This window comes from Agathobaculum desmolans ATCC 43058 (assembly GCF_000701665.1).
In the GTDB taxonomy this organism is placed as follows: Bacteria; Bacillota; Clostridia; order Oscillospirales; family Butyricicoccaceae; genus Agathobaculum; species Agathobaculum desmolans.
Genome location: NZ_JNJN01000001.1, coordinates 18,331 through 33,930, shown reverse-complemented (window position 1 = coordinate 33,930; position 15,600 = coordinate 18,331). Strand labels below are relative to the sequence as shown.

Below are 15,600 nucleotides of genomic sequence, written 5' to 3'. Positions count from 1 at the left end.
CGATCCTCCAGAGAGGAACGCGCGGAGGGAGGGAAAACTGTGTCGGAGATCCGCATCAAAGAAAATGAGTCTATTGACAGCGCGCTGCGCCGCTTTAAGCGTTCGTGCGCCAAGGCGGGTACGCTTTCCGAGCTCCGCAAGCGTGAGCATTATGAAAGCCCGAGCGTAAAGCGCCGCAAGAAGTCTGAGGCTGCACGCGCGAAGAAGAAAAAGTTCAGATAATTTGTGTCTGACAAAAGCACGGAATCATTGGATTCCGTGCTTTTTATTTGTTCGAAGTGGGGCAGTGCCGGGAAGTATTTACACTTCTTTCATAGATTCGCCAAACTTTAGACATATCGATGCGGTATTCTATAAGCACAGCAAGGGAGACAACCCTTTTCAAATAAAAGAATCTTCATGGGAAGACAATAAAAAATCTGTTCGGCCCTGTGGGACGGAATACCGCGCAGGCTCCCGGACAGTCCAAAGAAAAGAGGCGGATTTCCGCCCATTATGATACAGGCGCGCTGAGACTGTTGAAAATTGCGTTTTTCGACAATCTCATCGCGCTTTCATTTGCCGAAAGGTGCTGCGCTGCGCATCCGGATGGTCAACATTGCGGTATGGCTCGCTTGGTATTTTGACTGCATGACAGCATATGACAGAGAAAGTGCAGGAATAGATTGAAAAAAATATGAAAACAGCGTATAATATAAAAGTTATGGAATCATAAATCTTCTATTATGGGAGTTTGGGTATATATGAGTAAAGCAAAACCGTCATACGGCAACGAAAGCATTTCCTCTCTCAAGGGCGCGGATCGTGTGCGCAAGCGTCCGGGCGTTATTTTCGGCTCGGACGGGCTGGAGGGCTGCGAACATGCCGTGTTTGAGATATTATCCAACTCGATCGATGAGGCACGCGAGGGCTACGGCAGTGAGATTGTGGTGACCCGTTATGCGGATGGGTCGATCTCCGTGGCCGATCACGGGCGCGGTATTCCGGTTGAGTGGAATGAGAGCGAGCAGCGGTATAACTGGGAATTGGTGTTCTGCGAGCTGTACGCGGGCGGCAAGTATAAAAACGATACGGGCGAAAACTATGAGTTTTCACTCGGTCTGAACGGCCTCGGCACTTGCGCCACGCAGTATTCTTCGGAATATATGGATGTGACCATTGTACGGGACGGTTTTTCGTACAGCCTGCATTTTGAAAAAGGCGAAAATAAAACCGGCACCAAGGAAGGGTTTATCAAGCAGCCCGCCGCCACTAAGAAAACCGGCACCACCATCCGCTGGAAGCCGGATTTGGAAGTGTTTACTGATATCAATATCCCGGTCGACTATTATCTGGATACCCTTAAGCGGCAGGCGGTGGTCAACAATCATATCAAGTTTGTGCTGAAGGATCAGAACGGCAGCCGGTATGAAACCACCGAGTTCTTATATCAGAACGGCATTGTGGACTATGTGAATGAGCTGGCGGGGGAAAATCCGCTGACCTCAGTGCAGTTTTTGGAGGGCGAGCGCCGCGGACGCGACCGTGCGGATAAAAACGAGTATAAGGTCAAGCTGTCCTGCGCGTTCTGCTTTTCCGCTGCGGTGTCGCAGATCGAGTATTATCACAACTCTTCGTGGCTGGAGCACGGCGGCGCACCGGATAAAGCGGTGCGTTCGGCATTTGTTTCTGCGATTGACGGCTATCTCAAACAGAACGGCAAATACAATAAGTCGGAGAGTAAAGTTACTTTTCAGGATGTGATGGACAGCCTGATACTGGTGACAAGCTGCTTTTCCACCCAGACCTCTTACGAGAACCAGACCAAAAAGGCCATCACCAATAAGTTCATTCAGGAGGCGATGACCGACTTCCTGAAGCAGGGGCTGGAGATTTATTTTATTGAGAATAAAGCGGAGGCGGATAAAATCGCCGAGCAGATCCTGATCAACAAGCGTAGCCGTGAACAGGCGGAAAAGGCGCGTCTCAACATCAAGAAAAAGCTCTCCGGCAATATTGATCTGGCGAACCGGGTACAGAAATTTGTGGACTGCCGCACCAAGGATGTAACGCGCCGCGAGCTGTATATCGTGGAGGGCGACTCCGCGCTCGGTTCGGTTAAGCAGGGGCGGGACAGTGAGTTTCAGGCCATCATGCCGGTGCGCGGCAAAATCCTAAACTGCCTGAAAGCGGATTACGACAAGATATTCAAAAACGATATCATCACCGATCTGCTCAAGGTGCTCGGCTGCGGGGTCGAGGTGCGCGGCAAGGCGGCCAAGGATCTCAGCGCCTTTGATCTGGAAGCCCTGCGTTGGCGCCGCATCATCATCTGTACGGATGCGGATGTGGACGGCTTCCAGATCCGCACGCTGATTTTGACCATGCTGTACCGGTTGGTACCCACCCTGATCGAGCAGGGCTATGTGTATATTGCGGAATCCCCGCTGTATGAGATCACTTATAAAGATAAAAGCTATTTTGCCTTTGATGAAAGCGAAAAGGCCGCGATCCTGCAAAAGCTTGCGGGAAAAAAGCTGCTCATCCAACGCTCCAAGGGCCTTGGCGAGAATGAGGCCGATATGATGTGGGAAACCACCATGAACCCCGAAACCCGCCGTCTCATCCGCATCACACCGGATGAGGCCAAGGCAACGAGTGATATGTTCGATCTGCTGCTGGGGGATAATCTGTCCGGCCGCAAGGAGTATATTGCGGAAAACGGCGCACAGTATTTGGAGCTGGCAGATATTTCATAAGGATTTGATGAGTATGGAGAAAAAGTGGTATCCGCAGATGGACGGCCTGCGGACGGCAGCCGCCGCTGCGGTCGTGATGATCCATGTGTCTGCGGGCAGTGCCGGCGGTGCAGCGCAGGTTTGCAATCAGTTGGCACGGTTTGCGGTGCCGCTGTTCATCCTGCTGTCAGCGTTCGGCCATGGGGCGCCCGGGCAAAATCTGATGCAGCCGGTGCCGCTGTTTCTGCGGCGGATGAAGCGTATTCTGCCGCCGTTTTGGCTGTGGTCGGCGCTCTATTTGTCACTGGATGCGTTGTTCGGCAGGCCGCATGCCGCACCGCTGTGGGATTTGATCAGCGGCGGCGCGTATATGCACCTGTACTTTATTGTGGTGTTGGTGCAGTTTGAACTGCTGTATGTACCGCTTTACCGCGCTGTGGAACGCGCACCGTATCAGACGCTGCTTCTCTCGGGACTGATTACGCTGGTGATGCAGGCGCTGCTGTGCGGCGCACAGCTTGGCTTGTGCCGGCTTCCGGCGCTGCCGGTGCCGTACAGCAGCCTGTTTGTACCGTATCTGCTGTTTTACACCGTGGGTTTATGGCTGCGCCGGCGGGATGCACTGCCGGTGTCCGGCAGCGGAAAACGGCTTGTGTGCATTGGGCTGCTGTGGATCGTGAGCGCCGCTGCCGTGTTGTGGACGGTGCGCCGCTTTCCAACGCTGGGCAGCCTGTCGCTGCGGCCGGATCTGACGGTGTACGTATTTACCTCGGGGCTGTTGCTGTGGGAACTGGGCAGCATGGTGCGGCAGATGCCGCGGCCAGTGCGGCGGCTGAGCGAATTGTCTTTTGCATTGTATCTTTCCCATCCGCTTGTGATGCGGCTGTGGAACGAATGGACGGTGCGGCAGGAGCCGGTCATCTATCTGCGCCTGTGGCAGAGCTGGCTGATGACCTTTGCGGGCGGTCTGCTGATTGCGGGGCTGGTTTCCTGCCTGCCGCACGGCAGCCTGCTGGGCGGCGCGCCGCATCGTAAATCAAACAAAATAACGGAGGGTAAGCATGGCGAAAAAACCCGAAATAAAAGTATATAAGGAGCATCCCTCGGTCGATCAGCGCATTACGGATACGCTGCGCGAAAATTATATGCCCTATGCGATGAGCGTAATCGTGTCGCGCGCGATTCCGGAGATCGACGGCTTTAAGCCGTCGCACCGCAAGCTCCTGTACACCATGTACAAGATGGGGCTGCTGAACGGAAACCGTACCAAGTCGGCGAATATCGTCGGTTCGACGATGAAACTCAATCCGCACGGCGATGCGGCCATTTACGAAACCATGGTGCGCCTGACGCGCGGCAACGAGGCGCTGCTGACCCCGTTTGTCGATTCCAAGGGCAATTTCGGTAAGGTCTATTCGCGCGATATGGCGTATGCCGCGCCGCGCTATACCGAAGCCAAGCTGGATGCATTCTGCGCGGAGCTGTTCCGCGATATTGATACGGATGCGGTCGATTTTACGGATAACTACGACGGCACGATGAAAGAGCCGGTGCTGCTGCCGACGACCTTTCCGAATATTCTGGTATCAGCCAATACGGGTATCGCAGTCGGTATGGCATCTAATTTCTGCGGCTTTAATCTGGGCGAGGTGTGCCGCACGGCGATCGAGTGCATCAAAAACCCGGCGCACGATATCCTCTCCACGCTGCCCGCACCGGACTTTTCGACCGGCGGCGAGCTGATCTACGACGAGGCGGAAATGCGCGCCATTTATCAGACCGGCCGCGGCTCGTTCAAGGTGCGCGCCAAATGGGCGTACAATAAAAAGGAAAATTTGATCGAGATCACGGAGATACCGTATACCACCACGATCGAAGCGATTATCGACAAGATCGCGGATCTGGCTAAGACGGGCAAGCTGCGTGAGATCGCAGACGTGCGTGATGAGACCGACCTTTCCGGCCTGAAAATTGCGATCGACCTGAAGCGCGGCACAGATCCCGAGCTGCTGATGGCCAAGCTGATGAAGATGACGCCGCTGATGGACAGCTTTTCCTGCAATTTCAACGTGCTGATCGGCGGGATGCCGCGTGTGCTCGGCGTACAGGAGCTGCTCGATGAGTGGACGGCATGGCGCACGGAATGCGTTCGCCGCCGCGTGTTCTTTGATTTGAATAAAAAGAAGGATAAGCTGCATCTGCTGTTCGGTCTGCGCAAGATCCTGCTCGATATCGACAAGGCGATCCGCATCATCCGTGAGACCGAGGAGGATGCCGAGGTCATCCCCAACCTGATGATCGGGTTTGGAATCGACCAGATTCAGGCAGAATTTATCGCGGATATTCGGCTGCGCAACATCAATAAGGAATACATCCTCAAGCGCACGCAGGAGACTGAGGCGTTGGAAAAAGAGATCGCAAAGCTGGAGGAAACGGTAAAGTCCAAAACCAAGATCCGCAATATCATCATCAAAGAGCTGGAGCAGGTCATCAAAAAGTATCCGTCCGAGCGCAGGACCCGTTTGGTTACGGCGGAGGCCGTGCCGGCGTTTGATGAAGAGGATCACATTGAGGATTATCCCGTGCTGCTGTTCCTGACGCGGGAGGGCTATTTCAAAAAGATCACGCCGCAGTCATGGCGCATGTCGCAGGAGCATAAGCTCAAGGACGGCGACGAGGTGATCTGGCAGGTGGAAGCCACCAACAAAGCCGAGATCATCTTCTTTACCAATATGCAGCAGGCATATAAGGCGCGGCTGTATGATTTTGATGACTGCAAGGCTTCGGTGCTGGGCGATTATCTGGCCTCCAAACTGGATATGGAAGAGGGGGAAAGCCCGGTATATGCCCTGCTGCCGGGGGATTATAAGGGCAATATGGTGGTTGTGTTCCAAAACGGCAAGGCAGCGCGCTTTTCGCTGGAAAGCTTTGAGACAAAAACCAACCGCCGCCGCCTGACTGGCGCGTATTCGGCAAAATCGCCGGCGGTAGCATTTTTCCATCCGGTGGATGAGCAAACCGAACTGACCATGTTTTCTACGGCGGGCCGCGCACTGACCTTCCGGGCGAATATGCTGGATATCAAGGCCAGCCGTTCCACGCAGGGCGTGCAGACGATGGTACTGCGCGGCAAGCACACGGTAACGCGCGCCTGCCGCATGGAAGAGGCGGCGCTGTCGGATAACGGCCGTTACCGCTGCCGCAGCATTCCGTCCATCGGCGCACTGCTGACAGATGAAGACCTGCCGGACGAGCAGCTTACGCTGTAAACAGATAACAAGACCGCCCCAACGGGGCGGTCTGAGACTGTCGAAAAACTTCGTTTTTCCGACAATCTATGTTTGGACTTCGCCAAACATGGACGAGAAAAAGTTCCTGTGCAGAAGTTTTTTCTCTCTCAAAGTATAAAAAGTCAGGCACTTGTCCTGACTTTTTATGCATTTGCGCTGCAAATGCTGTTTATGCGCGCTGCCGCGCGTATTGCTAACACCCATCGACAACACACTTTTTTGACAGGCTGAGACCGCCCCAACGGGGCGGTCTTTAAGATTATCAAAAAATACTTACAGGCGAATATCAGCATACGCGCGGCAGCGCACATCAAAATAACTGATATTGTAATCCGTGCTGCGTGCAGTACCAAAGCAGCGTGCCGTGGCGCGCAAAGGCGGGCAGGCGCGTTTGCATATCCCATTCGGGATACAAGCGGCGCAGCAGCAGCGTATCGCCGGTCAATAATGCGACAAAGGCGATGTAGTGGTCTTTGGTCATTTCGTGTGCGGACGAAATGCAGTAATCGTTGTCCATTGGCTCAACTGTCAGGCGCTCATCGGGCGCCGCCTTACGGGGTGTACAGGCGGTCAGCCGTTTGCCGCAGCAGCTGATGGTGGTTTCTGCCGCGGCTGTAAGCAGGTTGCCGCAGTCCGGACAGACGTAAAACAATGTTTTTTTCATATTACCTCCCTGTTGTTCAGCGGCGTCCGTCTGACCATCCAATAGGCTTTCGAGCGAAGCCCCCAGTTCTTCGGCCAGTGCGGGCAGCAGCGATATATCCGGACAGCCCGCGCCGGTTTCCCAAAGTTAAGGATATGGATACAGGTTAATCAATTTTGCCGATAAAGCGGTAGTAAATCTCAATCTCCTGATCTCGCATCCCATCCGCACTTTTAGTGGCCTCGTGAATGACGATTTTTTCAATTAGGGTATTGAGAAGTTCAGCAGTCAGTTCCGTGGGATTGGCGTACTGCTTGATGAGAGCGACCCACTTTTCGGCATCCAGGGCAGTTTGCTGCTCTGCGGACAGCTCCGCTTGCAAGCGGCTGATCTTTTCCTCCAGCTCCAGCTGTTCTGCCTGGTACTTTTTAGTCAGCAGATTGAAGTTATACTCGGTGATGCGTCCGGCGGACCAGTCCTCGTACATTCGGACGAATTTTCCGTCCACTTCTGCCTTGCGCTTTTCCGCCCGTTTCAGCTCGGATTCCTGACGCTTGGCGGCAGTCATGCGTTCCCGGTCACCGTTTTTCAAAATCTGCTGCAAGAGCTTTTCTTCGCTCAGCTGCGCCCGATGGAACCAATACTGGATTCTGGACAGCACATAGACATAGAGCGTGTCATAGCGGATATAATGCGCCGAGCATTGTGTCCCCATCTGTCCGTACTGGCTGTAAGTGAAATGGCTGTACGGCGTTTTGTTCTGCCGGTTCGTGCCGAAGCGCATAGACCAGCCACAATCTGCACATTTTACAAGCCCGGCGAAAATCTGCGTTGTGGCATCCTTCTGCTGACGCCGGCGGCTGGCGATCTGCTTCTGCACCTGCTCAAACACATCCCGGCTGATGATGGCCTCATGGGTATTTTCCACCCGAATCCATTCTTCTTTCGGCTTGCGCACCTTTTTCTTGTTTTTATAAGAGATATTGGTCTGCTTATTGTGCACGCTGTTGCCGATGTAGGTTTCATCTTGCAGAATACTTTTCACCTGAGCAATCGTCCAGGCATAGGATTTTTCTTCCGACGCATTGGCATAGATATTGGCGAAAGTTCCATACCGCTGATAATTGAGCCAACCCGCAGTCGGGACTTTCTCTGCAATCAGGGTCTTGGTGATCTTCGCTGCACCCGCCCCATGAAACGCAAGGTCAAAGATTTTCTCGATGATCCAGCGGGTTTCTTCGTCTATGGCCAAAGTGTTTTTGACTTCGGGATGGCGGATGTATCCCAGCGGGGCATAGGAAAAGGTTCGTTCTCCTGCGGCAAATTTGGCACGGAGTGCCGTTTTTACCTTGCGGCTGGTATCCTTTGCGAACCATTCATTGAAAAGATTCTTGAACGGCACGAAATCCGAAAGTCCTTTTTCGGTGTCCTCGTTTTCGGCCACGGCAATGTAGCGGATTTGCTTTTCCGGGAACACAAATTCCAGATAGTAGTCCATCATCACGTGTTCACGGCCAAAGCGACTGAGGTCTTTGGTAACGATGCAGTTGACCTTTCCGGCCTCCACATCATCCATCATCCGCTGAAAGCTGGGACGCTCGAAATTTGTTCCGCTCCATCCGTCATCGACATATTCGCCATACACCGAAAGGCCATGTTCCTTTGCGTACTGCTGCAAAATGGTGCGCTGAGTCTCAATACTCACGCTGTCGCCATAGTTTTCGTCGTCACGGCTGAGACGCATATAGAGTGCGGTATTGTAAGGTTGTTTCACGGTAAAAATCCTCCTTCTAATCGAAACAACCCACGCTTACAATACTTCTACTTTTATTATACCGTAAGCGTGGGTGTGGTTCAACGACATTTTGTTGTGGAATGGGTTTATCCGGCGTTGCGGGCGGTATACTGGATCACATTTTCAATCAGCTTGTCCATGGGTTTGCCTGCCTGGGAGAAATGCTCGGATACCCGAATCCGGGTATTGCCGCAGTAAAAATATTGGATGCCATCTGGCTCTGTGACATAGACCGAGGTGTTCTCCAGTGTCGGTTCGGGTTCATCCTCCCAGCTGCGCCATTCTTCCAGAGTTTCCAACGGCGGCTCAAAAATCGGTTCAAAGCAGGATTCAATGTCGATATAACCATAGTCGGGTTCGCTCATAAAATCTTTGTGTTTTCTCATGCAGTTTCCTCCATCAATTAAAGTTCCATATCCTGCGACTTACGGCGGGAAGGTTGATCGTGCTGCCTTGTTTGTCGGGTTCGGGTCAAAATGGCATCAAGAAAAGCCCGCACCTTTTCGGGTGCGAGCTTGACAGCTTCCAGATAGGGCCGTGCCAGTTCTTTCAGTGATTCATATCGCTGTTTCCAGACAACGGTGCTCTTTTGCGCTTGTTGCAGCTTTTCCTCCAAACGGCTGTTTTCCGCCTTGGCAAGAATCCCATTGACCGCATAATCCTTGAGCGTGTTACACTCGGATGGGGTCAGAGTGATGTTGCCGGTGATCGTCTTTTTCCCCATGGAGCGGATTTCCTGTACCGTCAGGGCGGCAGTACGCTGTTCTTTGGTCTGCTTTTGCAGGGATTGCAGTTCCTTCTGCTTTTTCTCAACAGCAGCCTGTGCGGTGTCCAGCGCCTGTTCTGTCTGAGCGATTTGGGCGGTCACATCTTCCAGCCGCTGTTGCTCCTGTGCTACCTTGAACTGGGTCACCGTCAGATGTTCCTCGGTGCTGCCACGCTCTCCACGCTCCACATCGGTATATCCGGCAGTTTTCATATAGTTGAAGAAATCGTCTTGCAGGACACTGTACGACGTCCGCAGGACTTTCTTCCCCTTGGAAGTCAGAAGCGGATTGCCCTGCTCATCCAGAGCAACTTTTGACTCCCATTTTTTGCTGCGGCTGACCTGCATAATGGTCTCCTTAACCGTGCCCACAAGGGACTTGTCCTTGCACCGCTTTGACCAGAGAATTTGTTTTTCCACCACCGGGACATAGACCACATGAAGATGGTAGTGGTACACATCCTGCCCCAGAGCTTCCGACATAGCCCGGTTGCGTTCATCAGCGTGCATGACGGCAGAGAGGATGTACTGCTCACCGCCCACGATCTCCACGGCTGCTTTGTATGCGTCGGTGTAGAACTGCTTGGCATATTCGTAGCCGCCGTGATTGTGAAAGTAAGCGGAGTTCACATCAAAAATCAGCTCCCCATATTTCACCGCATCGGCTTTCAGGCCACGGGTGGAGATGACGCCATCGGCAATCATTTGATCGAACATAGCGGCATAGCTGTCGGTGGGAGCTTTGAAGTGGATATTCCGGTAGGTCTGGGTGGTATCAATATCCTGGTTGGAGTAGCTGTCCTTTTCTCGTTCGTTATGCTCCTGCACCTTCGCTACATCATCGAGGGTGGGCAAGTCCTGGTTACGGGCAAAGGTGCGGTCGATTCCGTCGTTTCTGGCCATACAAATCAGCTCCTTTCCATTGTGCGGCAGACGGCTGGGGGCCGGGGATGCACTTCCTGCGGGAAGTGTAATAACCCACTATGACACTTTCATCCCAGAGGGCTGCAAAGTGCCGTGGGCTCTCCGAGGGGGAATGCGGCATCTGCGGATGCCTTGCCGCCTTTAGAGGCTTGTGTGTGGCACCCAAATCCTCAAAAGGCGGTGTGACCGACAGTCTCTCCGCACTCTTGATTGCTTCAATTCTGCCGCTCACAGGTAGAGCAGATTTTGCAAATCCACTCTGCCATCCATCTCCAAATCTGCGGATTTTTCGATGGGGACGGGAGATACGACGGGTAAGAACGGCGGGCATCATGTGTCCCTCCGTTTCTGCCATACGAGATCATAGCCAAGGGCGTCGGCAAGCTGTACCGCTTCCACATACCGCAGAGACTCCCGCTGGAGCTTGTTTGACAGGTTGGAAACGCTGTCGCTCCAGCCGTAATCCTCAGAAAGCAGGTCAACGACTTCCTGCATCGTGTAGCCGGAACGCACGATGTACGACTTAATTTCATTTCTTAAATTGGATTTCATAGAAAATACCTCATTCTTTAGTAAAGTTAGTTTGCCGTAGAGCACACACGTTGCACGGTACAGTTAATCTTAATTACTTCTCAAAAATCGTTCAGAACTGCTTTTGTGAAGAACTGTCCGTAACAGCACCCCATCGACTTTTCCATTAGGTGGGCTTGCAAGCGAAACCGTGAAAATAGTCACCTTACCGCATACCAGCGTCACTGTTTCGCAAATCACCGAATGATGATTTGCATTCTGTTTACAGTAGTGTTTTTCACTGTTTGCACAACCATTGATCGGGAAGTGCGGATTTTAGAGCGCCCTCTGAGCCGAACAATAAAAAAATGAACTTCGATTTTTTGCGTTCGTGCGTTCCTTCGTTCCACAGGCTGTACCCGGTCAGGAACGCATGAACGCACGAACAGAAGGTTTTGAAGTTTCATTACAACTCCATAGGCGAGAGCAGGACATAAATGCCCATGTATCCCCGACACCGTTTTCCACCGCCGATGTGCAGGTTATTGACCGGCTCCAAATGGTAGCGTTCCGCATTTTGGCTAAGCTGGTTTGCGAAGCTCTTTGGGGATAGCGGGTTTTCTGCGTTGTCCTCACACCACCGCTTATACGCTGCATACAGATTTTTGGTGCTGGCTTCATAATCGGCCTTGAATGCCACATAACCCTCAGAATCGAGAAAGTCCAGAATGTTGTTGGCATCCCGAACAGCGGAAGAGATATTGTCCTTGGCTCTCTGGCTGATGGTAAAGTGATAGTGATTGGCGATCAGCCGCCGCAGTCCCTCCAGCATCCAGAGGAAGATTCCCTCTTTTTCGGCAATCAGTTTCTCAGCAAGAAACGGGTCATCGAACCGATCCGCAGGCTTGTCTTTGGTGGTCAGAATGATCTGGCGGCGAAAGAAACCGTCGCTGCAGTCGTGAAGTGCAGTCAATGCCCCGTTGCCGAAGCATAGGAAGCGTACATAAAGCTGCCCCTGATAGCTCTGCTCTTTCTTCCGTTCCAAATCCATCCGCAGTTCTGCGGTCACGATAGATTTGACATAGTTGGTCTTGGTCAAGGCGTTCATGTCCAAATCATCGTCCAGCATGAGCAGCCTGCCCTCCAGGTCGGCTCTGGCGAAACGATTGTTTTCTACCTTCTGGATAGAAGTGGTGTTCATGTTTAGCCTGAAAATGGCGTTCATGACCACACCGATCCGACTTTTGCCCTCGCCGCCCTTTCCGATCAGCATGAGCATTTTCTGGCCCTTGGTGGACGGAATCAGGCAGTAGCCCAAATACTCCTGCAAGGCGGGAATATCCTCCAGCTCCAGCAGTTCCAAAAGGAACCGCAGCCAGTGTTCCGGTGCAGGAGCATCTGCCCGATAAGACACCGACAGACGGTTGCTGCAGTATTCTTTTTCCTCTGTGAATGTACCGCCCAGAAAATAAGTGCCGTTCGCCACATGGATGCGGTCACATTGCAGGGGCAGAGGGTCTGTGTATGCAGCCAGCTTCAACGCCTTAATCACCTGCTCCACCGTCTGTGCGACCTTGTCATGGAGCTAGGGCGAGATTTCCTCATAAATCGTCCGCTTCAATTTGTTCTCATCCGGTAGCGGGCCGTCCACGGTATAAAAACGGTCATTGATACAGCGCATGGGATGCCGGGACAGGAAATCCCGGCAATATTCCGGCTCGATGATTTTCCCTTTCTCATCGATCCAAACAGGGTTGTTCATGGTATCGCTCCTCTCTCAGGCGGGCCTGTAATTTGCGGATGTATCCGTCTGCCGTTAGATTACTTACGGTTTCGCCTCGTTCATAGGAATCGCCTTGCAGCAGGATGTCCAGCTGATACTCTGCCCAGGGTAATCGGTGGCAGGCTTCTACAACCCGCTCGTCCAGTACATCTTCCGGCGCTTGCGGTGCATACCGTTTTTCCCAATCCAGGAGCAGCCGCCGATACTCGTTCAAAACAGGAAAGCACAGCTGCTCGTTCTCACGAAGCTGCTGTGCTCTGGTTTTGTGTTCATTTTTCCGGCGAATGGCTTCCGGCAAGGGCTTGTCCGGTGCAAGGTGAAAGTCCGATGCCAGTTTTCGGGCCGCATCATACAGCCGAAGGTCAAACAGTTTGGCGGCCAGGTCGATCACATCCCCATGCTCCCCACAGGCAAAACAGTGGTAGTGGTCATCCGACACATACAGGCTCGGATGACGGTCATTATGGAACGGACACAGTGCCATGCCATGGCGGTTGATGTCGATTCCATACGCCTGCGCTGCTTCCTGTGCGTTAATACTGGCTTTCACCACTTCAAATAGATTCATACAGATTCCCTCCATTTCCTTTTTGATGGGGCAGTTTTTTCACCCCTCTGTATAGGTTATGGGGAAAATCGAAAAAAACAGGCTGATGGCATGACAAGCCATTTTCAAAAAACATGACAAGAATTTAATTGTGTGTTATTATGAAAATAAAAAAACATGACAGGAGGGAGAACATGGATCAGATCATCAACCATGCAGTTTTGTCGCTGGATTTCTGGCAGGACACCGTGACCTATGAGGGAAGTACCATGCCCACAGGAACCATTGGCTGCGAGGTGCTGAACATCCCGGACAGTACCATTGAAGAGTTGAATACTCCCTGCAATGTGCTGAACCAGCTGCTTCAGGGGATGAACACCGGTTCTGTGGATATGGAGCTGCTGCCGCAGGTGCAGCAGGCCGCTGGCGAGATCATCTCCTTTTTGCAGGTTACACCACCCTTCTCCCGATCGAATCGAAGCTATTTTGAGCAAAAACTTGCAGCCATCTTTTCCGAAGAATATATGGAGGACGCAAAAGCCTATTTGCAGCTTACCCAGCAGGAGCAGCTGATCTGTGCCTTGACTGGTCAGCATAGCAAGGCAACCATGCTCGCCCGAATCGCACAGGTGCTGGGACATTTGAGTTATTCGCTGGGGCAATACAAGGAAGCCCTGACGAAATTTGCAGAGCGTTTGAATGAACCAGGCTATGACCGTACCCCGGATGGTTATGCGGCAATGTTCGGGCAGTTCTTCAAAGGTGAGCCAACTCTGTCGCTGGATAACCCGGCCTGGATGACCCTAACCAATGCTTCGGTGCAGTATGTATCCGCCATTCGCCCCGGAAAGATGGAGCTACAGTTGGTCAAGCGGATGCACTATGTCTCCTTTGTGGGGATGTTCCGTTCCGATCTGTTTGAGGGTCTTTGTGTGGGCCATGCACCCAAGAAATGCCCCATCTGTGGCAGATGGTTTCTCACCATTGACGCACGGCATACCAAATACTGCGGTGGTCTGGCCCCCGGTGACCAACGGGGACGGACGTGCCGACAAATCGGCAATCTGAGAGGCCGGGAGCAGCGGGAGCTTGCCGACGATCATCCTATCAAGGCCATTTATACCCGCCGTATGAACACCATTTTGCAAAATACCCGCCGGGGAAAGCTGGATGAAGGAGTTGCAGCGGCTATGAAAAAGCTGGCAAAAGATAAGATGCTCCGTGCGCTTTCAGATCAGCGTTATGCCAGCACTGTCTATGAGCAGGAAATGACCCAAGATGCACTGCTGAAAGCAGTAGAAAAGAACTAAGCAACGAAACACCAGAAAGGCGGTGAGGGAAAATGGATACAGCGTGGTCATGGGAGCTACCCGGCTACTGTGCCAAATACAGTTTTCTGACGGACCCCAAGGGTCTGACCATGCGGGAAGTGGAACGCATCTTTCAGCTTGACCCGGAACCGCCTGTTCTGGAAAATATGAACGACTACATCATTGAGGCTGTGCGGAGCCGTGAATTGCGCTGGTTCTCCTTTTTCCTGTACCACTATGAAAATCGGCTCAATGGCCGTATTCGCCGTTTCCTGCTGCGGGAGGGGCTGGATCGCTATGACCCAGAACGCTTTTTGGACTACAAAATGGGCTGTGTGCTTGCCATACTGGATTGCCTCCGAGAATACGATCCCGCACAAGGAGCAGATTTTCTGACCTATGCCCATCATTTTATCGGGAACGCCCTTTTGACCTGCCGGATGCAGGAGGAGGCCGGTTCCTTTGAAAATGTGGATGAGTACAAGGCTGTGCGTGGAATTGCATGGCTCTACAATCAATCCGGTCAGTCTGAACAGGCGGCGATCCAGAAATATGCCCAGAAACATAGCTGCTCAGGTGAAACCGCAGCGAAGTTTTTGGCGTTGGCCAATCAAAACCGAAGCCGTGTTCCGTTTTACCAGACCGTACAGGACGAGGACAGCGAAGAAACCGGCGAGGATGTCAGCCGGGATGAACACTGGGACTATACGGAGATTCTCTGGAACGGCATCCAGGCTGAAGCTGTCCGAGAAGCATTTGAAAAACTGAATTACCGGGAACAGACCCTTTTGGAAAAGAGAAACGCCATCTGTATGACCTGTGGACGGGTCAGTCCCATCAGCACTCGGCTGACCTTTGAAGAATTGGCGCTTCTCTTTGAGGGCAGCTCCGCTAGCGGCGCAGAACGAGCCTACCGCAAAGCCGTAGAACACTTGGCCTGTTTGCTGACAGAAGCCGGAGTGCTTCATATGATCCGGCTGAAACGCAAATCCCAGACCAAACACAAAAAGAAAATCGCCGCCGCTGTCTACCTGTATCAGGTGGACAACGACGGTGAATGGGGCGAGATTTCGTTTGATTTTGAGGCTGGAACAGCGGAGATCGTGCGGTTGGCAGAGTGGGATACCACAGAGAGTAACATTTTTGCCAAAAGAATAATTCATTATATATTTCAGCACATAGGAGCATTCCTTTCACAACGCATTCCCATGATAGTATTTGCGCCCTGATTATTTCAAACAACAGGCAGCATAATATAGCATTTCATTAGAATATTAGCGTTATAATAGAAAACTATATACCTCTGGATTATACT

Annotated in this window: 12 protein-coding genes and 1 pseudogene; 6 read left to right on the top strand and 7 right to left on the bottom strand. The window is 52.3% G+C overall.

The window, feature by feature from the left end; genetic code table 11:
* The first annotated feature begins 39 nt into the window (after nucleotides 1–39).
* The 4 genes from rpsU to T363_RS0100145 all read left to right on the top strand — a co-directional run bounded on the left by rpsU (nucleotide 40) and on the right by T363_RS0100145 (nucleotide 5,986).
* Nucleotides 40–222 (top strand): 30S ribosomal protein S21, encoded by a 183-nt coding sequence (rpsU, locus tag T363_RS0100160; RefSeq protein ID WP_031472056.1) that lies wholly within the window; start codon nucleotides 40–42, stop codon nucleotides 220–222.
* A 521-nt stretch (nucleotides 223–743) separates the two neighbouring features.
* Nucleotides 744–2,738 (top strand): DNA gyrase/topoisomerase IV subunit B, encoded by a 1,995-nt coding sequence (locus tag T363_RS0100155; RefSeq protein WP_031472054.1) that lies wholly within the window; start codon nucleotides 744–746, stop codon nucleotides 2,736–2,738.
* 13 nt (nucleotides 2,739–2,751) lie between these two features.
* A complete protein-coding gene (locus T363_RS15375; RefSeq protein WP_031472052.1) occupies nucleotides 2,752–3,810 on the top strand; it encodes an acyltransferase in 1,059 nt (352 codons plus the stop codon).
* Entirely contained in the window at nucleotides 3,779–5,986 is a 2,208-nt protein-coding gene (locus T363_RS0100145) for a DNA gyrase/topoisomerase IV subunit A (protein WP_154658708.1), read from the top strand. Before T363_RS15375 ends, T363_RS0100145 begins: the two co-directional genes overlap by 32 nt.
* 331 nt (nucleotides 5,987–6,317) lie before the next feature.
* On the opposite strand, the gene T363_RS0100140 is transcribed toward T363_RS0100145, so the two are convergent.
* From T363_RS0100140 to T363_RS0100110, 7 genes and pseudogenes are all read right to left on the bottom strand, one after another.
* Complete coding sequence (locus tag T363_RS0100140) at nucleotides 6,318–6,671, bottom strand: hypothetical protein (protein WP_051642988.1); 354 nt, start codon at nucleotides 6,669–6,671, stop codon at nucleotides 6,318–6,320.
* A 145-nt stretch (nucleotides 6,672–6,816) separates the two neighbouring features.
* Nucleotides 6,817–8,424: a DUF4368 domain-containing protein gene (locus tag T363_RS0100135; protein ID WP_031472046.1), complete on the bottom strand. Its 1,608-nt coding sequence runs from the start codon at nucleotides 8,422–8,424 to the stop codon at nucleotides 6,817–6,819.
* Nucleotides 8,425–8,531: 107 nt separating this feature from the next.
* Complete coding sequence (locus T363_RS16325) at nucleotides 8,532–8,831, bottom strand: hypothetical protein (RefSeq protein WP_034971363.1); 300 nt, start codon at nucleotides 8,829–8,831, stop codon at nucleotides 8,532–8,534.
* Nucleotides 8,832–8,848: 17 nt separating this feature from the next.
* Nucleotides 8,849–10,114 (bottom strand): plasmid recombination protein, encoded by a 1,266-nt coding sequence (locus tag T363_RS0100125; protein ID WP_031472044.1) that lies wholly within the window; start codon nucleotides 10,112–10,114, stop codon nucleotides 8,849–8,851.
* 351 nt (nucleotides 10,115–10,465) lie between these two features.
* Complete coding sequence (locus T363_RS0100120) at nucleotides 10,466–10,687, bottom strand: LLM class flavin-dependent oxidoreductase (RefSeq protein WP_031472042.1); 222 nt, start codon at nucleotides 10,685–10,687, stop codon at nucleotides 10,466–10,468.
* A gap of 424 nt (nucleotides 10,688–11,111) precedes the next feature.
* A pseudogene (locus tag T363_RS14240) lies at nucleotides 11,112–12,407 on the bottom strand (DNA primase family protein).
* Nucleotides 12,382–12,996, bottom strand: coding sequence for a CHC2 zinc finger domain-containing protein (locus tag T363_RS0100110; RefSeq protein ID WP_031472040.1), 615 nt, complete (start codon nucleotides 12,994–12,996; stop codon nucleotides 12,382–12,384). Before T363_RS0100110 ends, T363_RS14240 begins: the two are co-directional and overlap by 26 nt.
* Before the next feature lie 173 nt (nucleotides 12,997–13,169).
* On the opposite strand from T363_RS0100110, the gene T363_RS0100105 reads away from it, so the two are divergent.
* Nucleotides 13,170–14,285: a DUF6076 domain-containing protein gene (locus T363_RS0100105; RefSeq protein ID WP_031472038.1), complete on the top strand. Its 1,116-nt coding sequence runs from the start codon at nucleotides 13,170–13,172 to the stop codon at nucleotides 14,283–14,285.
* A gap of 32 nt (nucleotides 14,286–14,317) precedes the next feature.
* Entirely contained in the window at nucleotides 14,318–15,514 is a 1,197-nt protein-coding gene (locus tag T363_RS0100100; RefSeq protein ID WP_031472036.1) for a sigma-70 family RNA polymerase sigma factor, read from the top strand.
* The last annotated feature ends 86 nt before the right edge of the window (nucleotides 15,515–15,600 follow it).